Below are 14422 nucleotides of genomic sequence, written 5' to 3'. Positions count from 1 at the left end.
TACTTCTTCTTGTTGATGCTTTTGAAGGGCCTATGCCGCAGACTAAATTTGTTTTGAAAAAATCACTCGAGTTACATCTAAAACCAATACTTGTAATCAATAAACTTGATCGTCCCCATGCCCGCCCGGATGAAGTGGCGGATCTGACATTTGATCTTTTTTGTGAGCTGAACGCTTCTAATGAGCAGCTTGATTTTCCGATAGTTTACGCTTCGGGAAAAGATGGTTACGCGACTCTTGATCTTGATGAGCCGAGAGACTCCATGAAACCTCTTTTAGAGACTATTCTGCATAGGGTATTACCTCCGATAGCTGATCCAGAGCTGCCTTTTCAGATGCTGGTTACAATGCTTGATTATAACTCTTATGTCGGGCGGATCGCTATAGGGCGGGTTTTTCATGGGCGTGTTCGCGTTGGGGATCCTGTGGCGCTTGTGAAACGTGATGGAACTGTTACTAGAGGCAAGGCAATTAAGATCATGAAGTATCGTGGACTGATTCGTGTTGAGGTCAATGAGGCTATAGCGGGAGATATCATATCTATCTCCGGGATAGAGGGCGTAGAGGTCGGAGAGACGCTTGCGTGTGGTGATAAGCCAAAAGGACTACCTGCTATTAAGATAGATGAGCCTACGATCTCTATGAACTTTTCTCATAACTCGAGCCCTCTTTCAGGCAAGGATGGAGGCAGATTTTTAACATCACGACATATACGAGAACGCCTTGAGCATGAGGCTATGATAAATGTTGGTATCAAGGTCGAGGAGGTTATAGGGACTGAGCGGTTAAAGGTTTCAGGCCGCGGTGAGCTGCACCTTGCTATTCTTATTGAAACAATGCGTCGTGAAGGATATGAGATGGAGGTTTCGAAGCCACAGGTTATTTTGAAGAAAATGGGTAATCAAACGCTCGAACCTGTTGAAGAGGTGATAGTCGAGGTGGAAGACGAGTATCAAGGTGTTGTTATGCAGACGCTTGGAGCTCGCAAGGCTAAAATGCGCGACCTGAAGACTACATCTTCGGGCACTATCCGCATGGAATTTCTTATTGCCTCAAGGGCATTGATCGGATTTAGAAGTGAGTTTCTTATGATGACCCGGGGCAATGGTATCATGTACCAAAATTTCCTTGAATACCAGACTCATAAAGGAGATATGCCTAGTCGTCAAAATGGCGTTCTCATTTCACATGGATCTGGCGATGCCGTGGCGTACGCGCTTTATAATTTACAGGCACGCGGTGAGATTTTTGTTAAATCAGGAGAAAAGCTATATGAAGGGATGATCGTTGGTGTAAATAATAAAGGGGTCGATCTTGTTGTAAACGCCCTGCGCGGAAAAAAATTAACTAATATGCGCGCTGCAGGAAGCGATGACGCGATCGTACTTATACCTTCGCGGCAAATGACCCTTGAGTTCGCTCTTGAGTTTATCGAGGACGATGAATCAGTTGAGATAACTCCCAAGCATATAAGGCTCCGGAAGTTGCATTTAACAGAAGAAGGCCGCAAGCGGGTGAGCCGCAGCGCTTGTCCTGAGCGTAGTCGAAGGGCACAGTCAAAATGAAAACAGATTGCGTTTATTTCTTTGATGTGATAATATGTAAAACACTATGGATATGAAACTGCTTCAGAAAAAATGCGGAGATAAGAATTATAAAAAGCTGGAAGCGCTGACTAATCCTAAGGTTATGGATTTTGTTGCCAAATACGCGGGGCTCTGTAATCCGGATTCAGTTTTTGTACGTACTGATTCCAAAGAGGATGCAGATTATATAAGAAAAAAGGCCATGGAGAATAAAGAAGAACAGTCTCTTGCCATAAAAGGCCATACCATACATTTTGATGGATATCATGACCAGGCAAGGGATAAAGCAAACACAAAGTATCTTCTGAGGCCTGACGAAGTGCTTGGTTCAGACATAAAGTCAGTTGACAGGGAAGAAGGGCTGAAAGAGATACACGGCTTTTTTAAGGATGCAATGAAGGGTAAGGAGATGTACGTGTGTTTTTATTGTCTTGGCCCTACTGATTCTGAGTTTTCAATTCCGGCAATGCAGATAACAGATTCAAGCTATGTTGCGCATTCAGAAGGCATGCTTTACCGCAGCGACTATGAACAGGTTAAAAAGCTTAAGGGTAAGGGATATTTTTTTAGGGCGGTGCATACTGCTGGTGAATTGGATGGAGCTGTCAGTAAAAATGTTGACAAGCGCCGTGTTTACATAGACCTTGAAGAAGAAATGGTTTTGAGTACGAATACGCAATATGCCGGGAACACTGTTGGACTTAAAAAGCTATCAATGCGGCTTGCTATTAAGCGTGCTTCAGAAGAGGGCTGGCTTACAGAGCATATGTTTATTATGGGAGTATATGGCCCTGATAAAAAACGCGTCACTTATTTCACCGGTTCTTTTCCGTCTGCATGCGGCAAGACTGCCACTGCTATGCTTGAGGGAGAGAAGATCGTAGGCGATGATATTGCTTATTTACGCAATATTAACGGAAAGATTCGCACAGTTAATGTGGAAAGAGGCATCTTTGGCATCATACAGGATGTGAGCGAGGAAAACGATCCTGCTATATTTGAGGCATTGACTACTTCGGGAGAAGTCATCTTTTCCAATGTACTGGTAGATGAAGAGAATAATCCGCATTGGCTGGGTGACGGAAGAGAGACTCCGACAAAGGGTGTTAATTTCTCAGGAAAATGGACGCCTGGGAAAAAAGGGCCTGAAGGAAAAGAGATTCCGTATGCGCATAAAAATGCGCGCTATACTATACAGTTAAAAGACCTGAAGAATTGCGACGGTAATCTGGAAAACCCTGACGGCGTGGAGATCGGAGGGATAATCTATGGAGGCCGCGATTCAGATACAAGCGTTCCTGTTGCTCAATCATTTGACTGGGCGCATGGCATACTTGCGCAGGGCGCTGCGATTGAGTCGGAGACCACTGCGGCTACGCTTGGCCAGGAAGGCGTGCGAAAATTTAACCTCATGGCAAACCTGGATTTTCTTTCAATACCAATAGGTAGATACATACAGAATAATCTGGATATAGTGCAGGGTGTAAAAAAGCCACCTTTTGTATTCCATGTAAATTATTTTTTGCGCGGGAAAGACGGAAAATTCTTGAACGGGATTAAGGACAAGCATGTATGGCTTAAATGGATGGAGCTGCGCGTGAATGATAATGTAGGCGCAATAAAGACGCCCATAGGATACATCCCCAGATATGAAGATCTCAAGGCCTTGTTCAAAAAAGTGCGCGGTAAGGATTATACAAAAGAGGAATATGATGAGCAATTTAAGATCCGTATCCCAGAATGCCTGGCCAAGATAGAGAGGATAAAGAATATTTACCATACAAAGGTCTTTGATACACCGCATATCCTGATAAAGACACTGGATGACCAGAAGAAGAGGCTCGAGGATTGTAGGAAAAAACACGGCGACTATCCTGTGCCGGATTCTTTCGGAGGTTAATATGTCGACTAAGAAGCATTTTACCGCAGAAGAGGCAAAATTAATTGGCGATAAATTAGGTATTAAGTGGGACAAGTTCGATGTTGATCAGTTTAGACGAGGAATGGACGTAGAATTAGAACATGGCATTGAAGACCCTGCTACAAATGTCAGCAATAATGATCCTCTCACCACAGGAAAAATAGCATTAGCCCACCTGAATGAATTTCCAGATTATTATGATCGTCTTGAGAAGATGGAAGAAGAAGCAGAGCGATTCTGGGAAGAAAAGAAGGATTAGTTTTACACCAGGATGATCTTTGCGGGCGGGAAGCCGTTGAAGTTTGGTACAGCGCTCGCGGATGAATAAGCCCCGATATTTTTCACATATACAACATCTCCCACGTATAATTCAGGTATTTCTTCATTCATGGATAGCGTGTCGAATGAATCACAGGTAGGGCCAGCTAGCGTGCTCAGGTATGTTGGGCCCCTCCTGAGTGTCCTGAACTGGTATTTGCAGTGGTCAAAGACCATGCCTGAGAAATCCGCGTATATGCCGTCATTTAGATAGTAGTAGTTTTTATTGTTGCGGAATGTCCTTCCTATAACCTGCGTGACAAGGAGACCTGCAGGCCCTACAAGAAAACGTCCTGGCTCAGCAATGAATTTTACATTGCGAGAAAACAGTTCTTTTTTCTGTCTTCTTATCTGAGAGGCCATTCTTTCAAAGTTTATCCCTAACTCATTGTCAAAATGCTGTATCGGGAATCCTCCGCCTATATCCAGTATCTTTAAAGGAAGGCCATTCTTTTTTGCCTCTTCAAAGATCTTTGCAGAGATTTCAAGCGCCTGGAGATAGTTTTCAACATTCTTAGCCTGGCTCCCCACATGAAAACTTACACCTGCAGGCACAAGTCCCAGCGTCTTTGCCTTTCGCAAAAGAAAGAATGCCTGGTCAGGGTCTGCGCCAAATTTAAGAGAGAGCTCTACCTGACTGCCCTCATTAGCTACTTTAATACGTACAAGTACTCGCGCCTTAGGATAGTGTTTCGCGATCTTATAAAGCTCTGGCTCATTGTCGAATGTCATAAGTCTCACCCTGCGACGCCTGGCAGCCTGTATATCTTCCGCGGATTTAATAGTATTTGCAAATATGATCTTTGAAGGTGACGCGCCTAGTCGTAAGACCAGTTTCATCTCGGCAGCGCTTGCCACATCAAAAGACGCGCCTAATTTAACGAATGTTTTTATTATAGCTGGATTGGGGTTTGCCTTTATCGCGTAGTATGGAGTGACATCTGGCAGGCATTTGCGGAAACGGGTGTACTGTTTTTCAAGTACAGACTTTCTGATTATCATTAAGGGCGAGCCATGTTTTTTAAGCATCGCCTTTATGAGATTTTCTGTGCCGCTTATCTCATGCTTAGACTTTTGCGACTTGTGGCTGCATCGTCCTTGTGTCATATGAGTTTAGTCTTTCTCTAGGATTGACCAGGAATGTCGTGAACTGCCAGACATCCTCATCTTTTGGCTTAGGGATATCGAACTTAGTAAATTTAGTGTTTAGATTTTTTAATGGCGTCCAGTCCACTGCCTCTGAGACAAAAGGCTCTATATAAGGCATGGAGTTTTTAAGGATAAACTCGTGATCTATGTCATCTGGCAGCAAAAATCCTCTTTTTGGATTCTGGATCATCCACATTGCAGCTGTCACAACAGATATCGCGACCTGCATTGTGGTAGCCTGCTGATGAGGGATAAGTTTGCGCGAGCTATGTATATCTAAGAGACTTCCACACCACCACGATTTAAAATCATGGCCCATAAGTAAGACACCTAACTCGTCTCTGCCGTCTATAATCTCGTCGCTCATGATTCTTTGCTTTTCCTGAAGGTGAAACTGTCTCATCTCGAGCTCATGGAGTGAGTTTATAGCAGCATTGGACGGGCAATATGCATAGTGCACAGTAGGCCTGTAGACTGCTTTTCCATTGTCCCACACAGTGAGTCGGTCCGAGATGCTGAATGCTTCTCCGTGACGGATTACCATTCCTGTTATCTCGCCGCATGGCACCCATGACCTCACCCATGTCTTCATGCCGATAGTGCCAAGGCAAATCTGATTTTGTGGACCTACCTTGTGGAAGAAGGCCTTTTTAGGGACATAATGCTCATGCGTTCCCCAGCCAAGCTCTGCAGGCGCAACACCTTCTTCGAAAAATCCTTCAATGCTCCATGTGTTGACAAACTCATTTACTTCTTTTGGTTTATTAGTGATCTGCGTGTCGCGTTCGCTTATGTGGATCGTCTTAACGCCTGTAGTCTGCGCCAGCTTTGCAAAATTTTTATCCTCGAGAGCTTTTTCTAATTCTTTTTTTCTTGGATCTTTTGGTGTTTCTTTCAGGATCTTTTCAGTGATACCCAGAAGCGCGTTTTTTGTAAAATGCGATACAAGCCCTGGATTTGCGCCATGATCTACAATAGCAGTGATCGTGCCTCTGTCATTCCACCCGGTGATTTTATTGCGAAGTTCCATGTGTCTGGAGTAAAGCGTATACTTTGCCGGATCATTTCTTTCCATATCTTTATAGGGATCCCATTCCTCGACAGAGGTGTTTACGTATAAGACTTGATTCTCGCGGCACCATTGGACAATGCTTACGCAATCGATGTTCCATGCGAGGTCTATGATCATGTCGCCCGGGCCGGCGTATTTTGCGAGGAGCTCTCGGTAGTTTTCAGACGTTACTCTGTCCATGATATAATTCACGCCTTTATCCAGAGAATCTTTTACACGACCGCGATTATCGACAAAATCCATTATGGTAACATTTTTTGCCGGCATGTCGATAAGTTTTAATACTATAGGAATGGCGCATTGTGACACAGACCCGCACCCAATAATCAAAAGCTTGCCATTAAATTTCATAGAAGTCCCCTTTCATTATTAAAAATTTTTTCTGTTTCTATTTTTTAGTATAACATACTTTTTTGTTTTGCAAAGAGAAAATGAAAAAAATAAAAATTTTTCGGGAAATTTTATTATCATTGCATTTTCCTCGCTTTAGCGTTAGAATAAGAAATCGCATAAGTTCCGCGATTTAAAAAAGGAGGTAGTTATGGATTTCAACACACCCGACGAATTGTTGGGAGGCGGGAAGAAGGTTAGGCCTGTGGCAGGGATGCCTGATATAAGGAAGTATGTGTTTCCTGCAGTGGGAGGGTTTTTGGTCCTGATGTTTATATTTTCAGGACTTTATTCAGTCGGGCCTGATGAGGTGGGCGTCATAAGGAGATTTGGAAAATATGCGCGCACCACAAATCCTGGCCTTCATTTTAAGATCCCAATGGGCGTAGAAAAGGCCAACAAGGTCAAGGTGAAATATATATTTAAGGAAGAATTTGGTTTCAGGACCTTGAAGTCAGGCATAAAGACGCAGTTTTCCTCAAGGGAATATTTTGACGAGTCGCTTATGCTTACAGGAGATCTGAATGTCCTGGTGGTCGAGTGGATAGTGCAGTTTAAGATAAAGGACCCTGTAAAACTTTTATTTAATATAAGAGATCCGCGGGAAACACTGCAGAATATCTCTGAGGCAGTGATGAGGCAGACAGTGGGCGATGATTCAGTAAGCGAGGTCCTCACCACGCGCAGGGTAGAGATAAATCAGAAAGTACAGGATAAGCTGCAGGAGATACTTGATTCTTACGATAGCGGTATTAAGGTTGTAACAGTGAAGCTACAAGACGTAAATCCTCCTGACGAGGTAAAGCCATCCTTTAATGCAGTGAACGAGGCAAAGCAGGAAAAGGAAAAGATGATAAACCAGGCCTGGGAGGCGTACAACAAGGCTATCCCTGCTGCAAAGGGCCAGGCAGAAAAGACCATTAAAGAGTCTGAAGGCTATGCGCTCAAGAGAATAAACGCGGCAAAAGGAGATGCAGCGAGATTCATAGATACGTGGAATGCGTATAAGGAGGCAAAAGAAGTCACGCGTAAAAGATTATATCTAGAGACAATGAATGAGGTATTGCCAAAGGCAGGACAGAAATACATCATGGATACATCATCTAACAGCATCTTACCTCTTCTTAAATTAAATAGGGCCGGAGGTGTACAATGAAACCAGCGATAAATATTGCAATAGGTATCTTAGTAATGGTGGTGCTTTTTTTCTTGAGCGGAGCAATTTATACGATTGATGAAACACAGCAGGTGGTCATTACACAGTTCGGAGAGCCAATAGGAGAACCTATTATAGTGGCAGGGCTTCATTTTAAAGTACCTTTTATCCAGCAGGCAAATTATTTTGAAAAACGCATTCTTCAGTGGGATGGTAACCCGAACCAGATCCCTACTAAGGATAAGAGATACATATGGGTGGATACAACAGCGCGATGGAAGATAGTGGATTCCCTTAAATTTATGCAGTCAGTGACAAGTGAAGTCGGTGCGCACGCAAGATTGGACGATATAGTGGATTCCGCGACAAGGGATTATATCACAAGCCACGACCTTGTTGAGATCGTGCGCAATTCAAATAGCTTGATAGAAAGGCTGCAGACCGGCGAGCAGGATGAGATAAAGGCATCTGACGAGGCGCTTGAGACAATAAAGGTTGGCAGGGATGGTATTACACGCGGAATACTGGAGCAGGCTAGTGAGATAATGCCGCAGTATGGCATAGAGCTTGTGGACGTAAGGATAAAGAGGATAAACTATGTAAGTGATGTGCGCGACAAGGTTTATGAGAGGATGATATCTGAAAGAAAAAGGGCAGCTGAGAGATTTCGCTCAGAGGGCCAGGGCAAAAAAAGAGAGATAGAAGGCCAGATGCAGAAAGAGCTGAAGCAGATCCGCTCAGAGGCATACAAGACAGCAGAAGAGATAAAGGGAAAGGGCGATGCAAGCGCAATAGCGATCTACGCGGACGCCTATAATAAAGACTCAGAGTTCTACTCCTTTTTAAAGACACTCGAGACTTACAAAAACACTATAGACAGCGACACAATGATCATCTTTAGCCCAGACAGCGACTACCTGGACTATTTCAACACTGCGGAATAGGGAGATATGAAAAAAGGTAAGGGAATCTATATTTTTATATTTGTCCTATCGTTAGTATTGATATATTATGCCAATGCTGGCAATTTGCCCAAGTGGTTTATTTTTGATGAAAAGAGCGCGCTTAAAGAATGGCAGGAAAAGGTATTTAAGAACAAGGTCCTGTATTCAGTGGAAGAAGGGCTAAAAGATGGATATCTTTCAGCCAGGAGCGACCAGGCCTGCTCGGGCCTATTTTATAGGATAGGTTTTAGTCCTAAAACACTTCCCATGATAAGCTGGCAGTGGAAGGTAGTGAAGTTTCCTGAGAAAAAAGGATCTGGCATGGCTACTGAGAAAAGCGGATGGATAGAAAAGGATGATTATGCCGCGAGGGTCTATGTCATATTTCCGAGCCTGAATTTCAGGAGAACGAAGAGCATTGAATATATATGGGATGAGCATTTACCAGAGGGTACAGTAATGACAAGCCCATATTTTAAGAATATCAAGCTTATTGTAGTTGAATCAGGCGCAGGAAACATGGATCAATGGGTGTTTGAGCGCCGCAATATCTACGAAGACTATAAAAAGGCGTTTGGCAAGGCCCCTTTTGGGAATGTTGGGGCAATTGCCCTCATGACTGATACGGATAATACATTGTCCACTGCTGAGGCATTGTATAAAGACATAAAAGTGGGGTATAAAGATGAATAAAAATAATAAAAGAAGAAAGAATTTCGCCAATAAGCTGCACAGGGAAATTTTTCTGCTTGTGGTTGCTGCGGCCATAATACCGACTGGCATAGCCACCATCTCTCTTTATTATCTGATCTTCGGTGTTACAGCAGAGCAGATAGCGATTCCAGAGGCTATTGCCTATAACATCATCCCTGCATCAGAAAAGGTCAGTTCCATTTTATTATATGCAGCGCCGCTTTCTATAGCGATTATTTTATTGCTGGCCTACAAGATATCTCACAGAATAATAGGGCCTTTTGACAGGATAGTGGATGAGTTGGATGGCCATATAAAGGGCAAGGGAAAAGGTCATATAGTTGTAAGAAAGGGAGATAAGTTCCAGCCGTTAGTAGAGAGAATAAACAGGTTGTTAAAAAAATAGGAGGGGTAAAAATGCCTTACGACAGCTCGTTGGACGAGACGTTATTTTCAAAATCATGGGAAACAGAAGCGCTGCGCTTGACAGTAAGCGTGCATTCCTATAACAAAGGCGCCAAAAAACTTCAGATCAACAGAGAAAATAGAAACATGGAAGGCGAATTCAGGTTTACTAAATTAGGCAGAATGACAAAAGAAGAAACAGAGGCCATTCTTCCTTTGATCCAAGAAGCCATCAAATCCATGTAAGGTTATTTCTTCCTCAGGATCAGGCGGGCGATTTTTTCCTCGACCTTTGGATGCAGGAGGACGATCAAAAGCCCTCCTATGATATTTCCGATTGTTACTGGGATCAGGTTGTTGAAGATAGTAAGGAACTCTGATGCGAATTCACCCTTTACCATAAGGGCTGCTGGCAGAAAATACATATTGGCAACAGAATGCTCATAGCCTGATGCCACAAATACCATGATAGGGAAGTAGATCCCGAAGATCTTACCTGTAACTGTCCTTGAAGCAATAGACATAATTACTGCTAGACACACAAGCATATTACACAATATTCCCCGGCATAGCGCCTCTGTGAAAGTCAGTTGCATTTTTCCCTCAGCTATTTTTACAGCAACTTCCCCTGTTGATGTAAGGTCTCCAGCGCTACCAAGTAACCCAGCTTTATATACCAGCCAGCCAATAAGCACAGCACCCAACAGATTTCCCAAGTATACGACCAGCCAGCTGCGCAGGACCTTCATAAAGGAATATTTCCTGTAGATAAGCCCTATAGTCATGAGTATATTACCAGTAAAGAGTTCTGAGCCAAGGATCAACACCAGCATGAGCCCGACGCTAAACACGCTCCCTGCCAGAAATTTTGCCACGCCCGGGTCCAGCGTACCCCCGCTTAATACACTCGTTGCGACACTCGCGCCAAACGAGATATAGATCCCTGCGAGAATACCAAAGATGAATAACTCAAATATTGTTTCGCTCGCTTTTTTCTCTCCAATATTACGTATGGTCTTTGATATCTCAAGCGGCGTCAGGAACAGGTTATTCATTTTTCATCCCTTCTTTTTTCGTCAAAATAGTCCAGTTCAGAAAGAGGGACTATTACAGAGGTCGCTATATTAGTCAGGTGAGCTGCTATACGCTTAAAATGCCTTGCCATCAAAGCAAAACACACGGCCTCGTTTACGCTTAATTTACTCCTAGCTGCCTTTTCCACTACTTCATTGCAGCATTTTTTTATCCTGGTTTCAAATTCCCATGATTTCCTGGCTTCTTCCTCATCCGATTCCATAAAGGCCGCCTTTGCCTTATTAAATAATTCAAGTATTTCCTTCTCAGTGTGATTAAATAATCTTACGTAGGCATCCTTATTTATTGGTTTTTCAAGAAGGCCTATTACTTCGAAAAGATTTTTGGCGTAATCCCCTAATCTTTCAGCGTCTTTTACTACGCTCATCAATATAAGGCTTGTCGACATATCAACAGAAGGCTGAAGGGAAAGGTGCTCAACTATCCTTTTTCTGATATTCTTTTGCAGTTCATTTACTCTCCTGTCAATGTCATATATCCTGTTTTTAAGGCCAGGCTCTTCTTTGTTGTAGATGAGCTTGCTGCAGACAGACTCGAACATCTTATGTGTATCGTCCAGCATGCCTTTAAATTCTTCCAGCACCTCGGTTAAAAAGTCTTTGCCTTTCCAGAATTGTAATAGATTTTTAAACATTTTGAGCCTCCTTATTTAAAAAACCTTGAGATAAATATCAATAGCCCTGGAATCAGGAAGTAAACAGATAATGTATATATTATCGCGTATCTTCGTTTCTTGAAAGCGAGATTACCCATCCACTTTGATAACTTTATAGGTATGTTTCTTAATACAGGCACAGGATATACAAAGAGGACACATATCAGGTTAAAGACAAGATGAGAAAATGCGACAGATATAGCGAGAATGTTACCTGTGGCAAGTGAAGCAAGTATCGCGGTGACTGTAGTACCGATATTCGCGCCCATAATAATAGGGTAAATAGTTTCTACTGTCAGAATGCCAGACGCGACTAGAGGGACCATTAGAGAAGTAGTAATAGAGCTACTCTGTATTATGGCAGTAAAAATAAGCCCAGCCAGGATCCCCAAAATCGCGCTTTTACCAAAGACATTATTAAAAACAATCTCCACTCGCCCTATAACAAGGGATTTCATCATCCGTACAATAAAATAGAGGCAGAAAAAAAGGAGCGCCACAGAGATCGTTAATAGTAATATATATACTATATTTTCCGGGATGTGTAATTTTGTAAGGCTGTCTTTTATAAGATCTATGACTGGTTTTGTAGCTGCTTTTACAGGGCTTGTAAATTTTACACCACCGACATTAGAGAATGAAACAGCCAGCTTGGTCGCTATTTTTTCTATAAAGCCTGTTGCTATTTCAAGAGGGAACAGGATGGATACGCATAGAAGTTTAAAAAAGTCATGCAGTGTTGCCCCTGTTATCGCGCGCCTGAATTCTTCGCGTCGTGTCACATGAGCCAGGGCCACAAGTGTATTAGTTATCGTGGTTCCTATGTTGGCTCCCATGACAATAGGGATGGCGTTAGTGACAGTGAGCGTTCCAGAAGCTACCATGCCTACCAGGATAGAAGTGGTCGTGGATGAAGACTGCATTATACTTGTTGCCAGGATACCTATAAATAGGCCTACGAATGGATTTGAGGTGGCGCGTATGAGATTTTCAGCAAATTCCTTGCCAAAACCTTTAAAGGCTATGCCCATAAGGCCAATAGAAACCAGGAATAGATAGACACATCCTATTACAAAGAGTAACCGGCAGGAGGTAATGAGTGCCTTTTTCTGCATAAGGGGATTGTAAACTATCAAATAAAGAATTGCAATTGTTATTTTCACCATTATAATATTTGGTATGAAGCAGGGTTTGAAGAAAGAGCTCAAGTTAATCGATATATTCTGCGTGGCTACAGGGGCTATGATTTCCTCGGGTCTATTTATCCTTCCTGGCCTGGCCTTTGCCAAGGCAGGGCCAGCAGTGATCATCTCCTATATAATAGCTGGAGTTTTATGTATCCCGACTCTCTTGAGCAAGGCAGAGCTCATAACAGCCATGCCCAAGGCAGGCGGCGATTATTTTTATATAATGCGCGGGTTTGGCCCGCTTTTAGGAACAGTGGCTGGTTTTAGCTCATGGTTTTCCTTGAGTCTTAAAGGCACGTTCGCTCTGGTAGGCATGGGCGCGTATCTAAGTTTAGTAACAAATATACCTTTAAATATAATCGCTGTCATGTGCTGTTTATTTTTTATCGTGCTGAATCTTTTGGGCGTAAAAGAGGCAGGCAGGTTCCAGGTATTTCTGGTTGCAGGGCTTTTGGGCATCCTTACTCTTTATGTTATCTGGGGCGCAAAGACAGTAAATCCAATGAATTTTTCTCCATTTTTTGCCAAAGGTGTGGGATCTATTTTTGCAACAGCGAGCTTTGTCTTTATATCTTACGGCGGCCTGACTAAGGTGGCCGCGCTGGCTGAAGAGGTAGAGAATCCAGGCAAGAATTTACCTCTAGGCATGATACTTTCTATCATAGTCACTTCTATTGTTTACACACTGGTGATCTTTGTGACCATAGGAGTCCTGAATCCGGATGTTTTAAAGGGGACACTGATTCCCATATCTGAGGGCGCGGGTGTTTTTGGTGGTAATGTTTTAAAGATATTAATAAGCGTTGCCGCTTTTTTTGCATTTGTCTCCACCGCGAATTCAGGCCTTATGACAGCGTCGAGATATCCTCTTGGCATGAGCAGGGATAAGCTACTCCCTCATTATTTTCAAAAGATAAATCAAAAAAGAAAAGTGCCATACGTAGCGATTTTATTCACAGGCTTTTTTATGATCCTGGCGCTTTTATTTTTAAGGTTAGAACTTTTGGTCAAGATCGCGTCCAGCATCCTGATTCTCCTTTATATATTTGCTAATCTTACTGTGATCTTATTCAGAGAAAGTAAGATCGTAAGCTACAAGCCGAAATTTCGTTCTCCTTTTTATCCATACATCCAGGTCTTAGGAATAATAGGAGGCCTTTTTCTTTTGATCGAGATGGGAGCGAATATTCTTTTTCTGACAATGCTTTTTCTCCTGCTGGGATTTGCCTGGTACAAAATCTATGGCCAGAAAGAAGCTGGCAGGGATTCAGCGCTTATATATATGCTGGAAAATCTGGTGGCCAAAGACAAGGATTTTGCCTCAGATAATCTTTTAACTGAGTTAAAGGATATAGTTATCCAGCGTGACAAGGTCACAGAAGACAGGTTCCACAAGATGATAGAAGATAGCAAGGTCTTGGACATAGAAGAGCCTCATGACATGGAATATTTTTTCAAAAAGGTCTCAGAGGACTTGGCAAAGGACTTAAATATACATCCGCAGGAACTGGTGGAGAAGTTTATAGAGAGAGAAAAGGAGTCAAGTACTGTTCTTAGAAAAGGCCTGGCGATCCCGCACATAGTTGTTCAAGGAAAGAATATTTTTAAGATTATGTTAGTCAGGGCAAAGGCAGGCATTATATTCCCTGGCGATAAACTTGCCCACATAATATTTATCCTCATCGGCTCCCAAGACGAGCGAAACCTCCACCTAAAGGTCCTTGCCGCGATCGCCCAGATCACAGAAGGCGCAGACTTTGACAAAAAGTGGTTCGAAGCCCGCAACACCGACGAGCTAAAGAACATAATCCTCCTAGCCGAACGCCGTCGCTTCCACTAATCTCTAAAGTA

The 14422-nt window shown here is 42.9% G+C and carries 14 protein-coding genes; 9 read left to right on the top strand and 5 right to left on the bottom strand.

Annotation, left to right across the window (positions count from 1 at the left end; genetic code table 11):
• The 3 genes from P9L93_01615 to P9L93_01605 all read left to right on the top strand — a co-directional run.
• The coding region (locus P9L93_01615) for a GTP-binding protein (protein ID MDP8229784.1) at positions 1-1565 on the top strand (1565 nt) is incomplete at its 5' end.
• A gap of 46 nt (positions 1566-1611) precedes the next feature.
• Positions 1612-3486 (top strand): phosphoenolpyruvate carboxykinase (GTP), encoded by a 1875-nt coding sequence (locus tag P9L93_01610; protein MDP8229783.1) that lies wholly within the window; start codon positions 1612-1614, stop codon positions 3484-3486.
• 1 nt (position 3487) lies between these two features.
• On the top strand, positions 3488-3766 hold the full coding sequence (locus P9L93_01605; GenBank protein MDP8229782.1) for a DUF5661 family protein: 279 nt from the start codon (positions 3488-3490) through the stop codon (positions 3764-3766).
• 2 nt (positions 3767-3768) lie between these two features.
• Here P9L93_01605 and P9L93_01600 read toward each other — a convergent pair whose 3' ends face one another.
• Together P9L93_01600 and P9L93_01595 are read right to left on the bottom strand one after the other, a co-directional pair.
• Positions 3769-4932 (bottom strand): type III PLP-dependent enzyme, encoded by a 1164-nt coding sequence (locus P9L93_01600; GenBank protein MDP8229781.1) that lies wholly within the window; start codon positions 4930-4932, stop codon positions 3769-3771.
• On the bottom strand, positions 4892-6397 hold the full coding sequence (locus tag P9L93_01595; protein MDP8229780.1) for a saccharopine dehydrogenase C-terminal domain-containing protein: 1506 nt from the start codon (positions 6395-6397) through the stop codon (positions 4892-4894). The genes P9L93_01600 and P9L93_01595 overlap by 41 nt, the downstream gene beginning before the upstream one ends.
• A gap of 190 nt (positions 6398-6587) precedes the next feature.
• On the opposite strand from P9L93_01595, the gene hflK reads away from it, so the two are divergent.
• The 5 genes from hflK to P9L93_01570 are packed head-to-tail and all read left to right on the top strand — an operon-like array spanning position 6588 to position 9880.
• Positions 6588-7592 carry an FtsH protease activity modulator HflK gene (hflK, locus tag P9L93_01590; GenBank protein MDP8229779.1) on the top strand — a complete coding sequence of 335 codons (1005 nt, stop codon included), beginning with the start codon at positions 6588-6590 and terminating at the stop codon, positions 7590-7592.
• Positions 7589-8536 (top strand): protease modulator HflC, encoded by a 948-nt coding sequence (gene hflC / locus P9L93_01585; protein ID MDP8229778.1) that lies wholly within the window; start codon positions 7589-7591, stop codon positions 8534-8536. Before hflK ends, hflC begins: the two co-directional genes overlap by 4 nt.
• Positions 8537-8542: 6 nt before the next feature.
• Positions 8543-9229, top strand: a complete 687-nt coding sequence (locus P9L93_01580; protein MDP8229777.1) for a DUF3047 domain-containing protein — start codon at positions 8543-8545, stop codon at positions 9227-9229.
• A complete protein-coding gene (locus tag P9L93_01575) occupies positions 9222-9635 on the top strand; it encodes a hypothetical protein (GenBank protein MDP8229776.1) in 414 nt (137 codons plus the stop codon). The genes P9L93_01580 and P9L93_01575 overlap by 8 nt, the downstream gene beginning before the upstream one ends.
• A gap of 11 nt (positions 9636-9646) precedes the next feature.
• Positions 9647-9880: a hypothetical protein gene (locus P9L93_01570; protein MDP8229775.1), complete on the top strand. Its 234-nt coding sequence runs from the start codon at positions 9647-9649 to the stop codon at positions 9878-9880.
• Between the two features lie 2 nt (positions 9881-9882).
• Here P9L93_01570 and P9L93_01565 read toward each other — a convergent pair whose 3' ends face one another.
• From P9L93_01565 to P9L93_01555, 3 genes are read right to left on the bottom strand one after another with little or no spacing between them, the layout of a single operon-like run.
• Positions 9883-10689, bottom strand: coding sequence for a formate/nitrite transporter family protein (locus P9L93_01565; GenBank protein MDP8229774.1), 807 nt, complete (start codon positions 10687-10689; stop codon positions 9883-9885).
• Positions 10686-11363, bottom strand: a complete 678-nt coding sequence (locus tag P9L93_01560; protein MDP8229773.1) for a PhoU domain-containing protein — start codon at positions 11361-11363, stop codon at positions 10686-10688. Before P9L93_01560 ends, P9L93_01565 begins: the two co-directional genes overlap by 4 nt.
• 11 nt (positions 11364-11374) lie before the next feature.
• A complete protein-coding gene (locus tag P9L93_01555) occupies positions 11375-12550 on the bottom strand; it encodes a Na/Pi symporter (protein ID MDP8229772.1) in 1176 nt (391 codons plus the stop codon).
• Between the two features lie 13 nt (positions 12551-12563).
• Here P9L93_01555 and P9L93_01550 point away from each other — a divergent pair, with 13 nt between their 5' ends.
• Complete coding sequence (locus tag P9L93_01550; protein ID MDP8229771.1) at positions 12564-14411, top strand: amino acid permease; 1848 nt, start codon at positions 12564-12566, stop codon at positions 14409-14411.
• Positions 14412-14422: the final 11 nt, after the last annotated feature.

It is taken from the genome of Candidatus Gorgyraea atricola (genome assembly GCA_030765235.1).
Classification (GTDB): Bacteria; Omnitrophota; Gorgyraeia; order Gorgyraeales; family Gorgyraeaceae; genus Gorgyraea; species Gorgyraea atricola.
Note: the sequence above shows the minus strand (reverse complement) of the source record. Positions and strands in the feature narration are given on the sequence as shown.

What these genes read in the sequence shown, in the direction of transcription:
- P9L93_01605 (MDP8229782.1), top strand. Translation starts at nt 3,488, where the DNA reads ATGTCGACTAAGAAGCATTTTACCGCAGAAGAGGCAAAATTAATTGGC.
- P9L93_01610 (MDP8229783.1), top strand. Translation starts at nt 1,612, where the DNA reads ATGGATATGAAACTGCTTCAGAAAAAATGCGGAGATAAGAATTATAAA.
- P9L93_01575 (MDP8229776.1), top strand. Translation starts at nt 9,222, where the DNA reads ATGAATAAAAATAATAAAAGAAGAAAGAATTTCGCCAATAAGCTGCAC.
- P9L93_01580 (MDP8229777.1), top strand. Translation starts at nt 8,543, where the DNA reads ATGAAAAAAGGTAAGGGAATCTATATTTTTATATTTGTCCTATCGTTA.
- P9L93_01600 (MDP8229781.1), bottom strand. Translation starts at nt 4,932, where the DNA reads ATGACACAAGGACGATGCAGCCACAAGTCGCAAAAGTCTAAGCATGAG.
- hflC (MDP8229778.1), top strand. Translation starts at nt 7,589, where the DNA reads ATGAAACCAGCGATAAATATTGCAATAGGTATCTTAGTAATGGTGGTG.
- hflK (MDP8229779.1), top strand. Translation starts at nt 6,588, where the DNA reads ATGGATTTCAACACACCCGACGAATTGTTGGGAGGCGGGAAGAAGGTT.
- P9L93_01560 (MDP8229773.1), bottom strand. Translation starts at nt 11,363, where the DNA reads ATGTTTAAAAATCTATTACAATTCTGGAAAGGCAAAGACTTTTTAACC.
- P9L93_01555 (MDP8229772.1), bottom strand. Translation starts at nt 12,550, where the DNA reads ATGGTGAAAATAACAATTGCAATTCTTTATTTGATAGTTTACAATCCC.
- P9L93_01570 (MDP8229775.1), top strand. Translation starts at nt 9,647, where the DNA reads ATGCCTTACGACAGCTCGTTGGACGAGACGTTATTTTCAAAATCATGG.
- P9L93_01565 (MDP8229774.1), bottom strand. Translation starts at nt 10,689, where the DNA reads ATGAATAACCTGTTCCTGACGCCGCTTGAGATATCAAAGACCATACGT.
- P9L93_01550 (MDP8229771.1), top strand. Translation starts at nt 12,564, where the DNA reads ATGAAGCAGGGTTTGAAGAAAGAGCTCAAGTTAATCGATATATTCTGC.
- P9L93_01595 (MDP8229780.1), bottom strand. Translation starts at nt 6,397, where the DNA reads ATGAAATTTAATGGCAAGCTTTTGATTATTGGGTGCGGGTCTGTGTCA.